This is a genomic window from Paragemmobacter kunshanensis (assembly GCF_011059185.1).
Classification (GTDB): Bacteria; Pseudomonadota; Alphaproteobacteria; order Rhodobacterales; family Rhodobacteraceae; genus Paragemmobacter; species Paragemmobacter kunshanensis.
Genome location: NZ_JAALFE010000102.1, coordinates 1 through 897, shown reverse-complemented (window position 1 = coordinate 897; position 897 = coordinate 1). Strand labels below are relative to the sequence as shown.

General features: G+C 67.8%; 3 protein-coding genes. All 3 read left to right on the top strand.

What is annotated here, in order from left to right; genetic code table 11:
• On the top strand, window positions 1-183 hold a 183-nt coding region (locus G5V65_RS21985), incomplete at its 5' end, for a hypothetical protein (protein ID WP_165054704.1).
• A gap of 38 nt (window positions 184-221) precedes the next feature.
• Entirely contained in the window at window positions 222-518 is a 297-nt protein-coding gene (locus tag G5V65_RS21980; protein WP_156429244.1) for a hypothetical protein, read from the top strand.
• Window positions 518-897, top strand: a 380-nt coding sequence (locus G5V65_RS21975; RefSeq protein WP_165054767.1) for an AAA family ATPase, incomplete at its 3' end; no start/stop codon positions are given. The genes G5V65_RS21980 and G5V65_RS21975, both read left to right, overlap by 1 nt.

The window sequence follows — 897 nt, the reverse complement described above, 5'->3', positions numbered from 1 at the left end:
GCCGATCTGTCGCTCGAGGATTTCAGGCGTCTTCCGGGGCTCTATCGCCGCTGGGAGCTGACCGAGGTCTGCGAGCCAAACCGCAACTATCAGATCGAGGACGCTGGCGCCCATGCCGACGGGACGCCGCTGCTGGCGATCTACGTCGCCGAGCCCGCGCCCGACGTCCGCGAGGCCGCGTGATGCGCCTCCTCGATCACCTCATCCCACGGAGAACCGCCATGCCGGATCAGCCGGACGACATCACCCGTCTTCGCGCGGCGAACTACGCCCTTGAAGACCTCCCCGAAACCATCGCCTTCCCACAGCGCCCCGGTGACGAGCCGCGCGAGCCGCTGCCGGTCGTCGAGGCGACCGTCGACGAGATCGCCTTCGCGATCGTGGAAGCGGAGCGCGAGAGCACAGTCGCCTACCGCCGCGCAGACGCGCTGAAGCGGCTCTACAAGCTCGCCCGCGAGGCAGGGTGCATCGGCGCAGATCGCGCCGCCGCTGCAGTAATGAAAAAGGAGGGCCAGTGATGGCCCTTCCCATCATCGGCGCCGACGAACGGCTCGCGCAACGCAAGGGCATCAAGGGCGTCATCTTCGGCCGGTCCGGGATCGGCAAGACCAGCCTGCTTTGGACGCTTAACGCCTCGACCACGCTCTTCCTCGACCTCGAGGCCGGGGATCTGGCGGTCGAGGGGCTGGAGATCGACACGCTCCGGCCGCGCACCTGGAAGGAATGCCGCGACTTCGCGGTGTTTATCGGCGGGCCGAACCCGGCGCTGCGCGAGGACCAGCCCTACAGCCAGGCGCATTTCGACGAGGTCTGCGGCCGCTACGGCGATCCGGCGGTGATCGGGAAGTACGAGACCGTCTTCATCGACTCGATCACCGTGGCCGGGCGGCTCTGCTT

Bases quoted from the DNA above. Each gene is read 5' to 3' on its own strand.
- G5V65_RS21980 (WP_156429244.1), top strand. From the start codon at position 222: ATGCCGGATCAGCCGGACGACATCACCCGTCTTCGCGCGGCGAACTAC.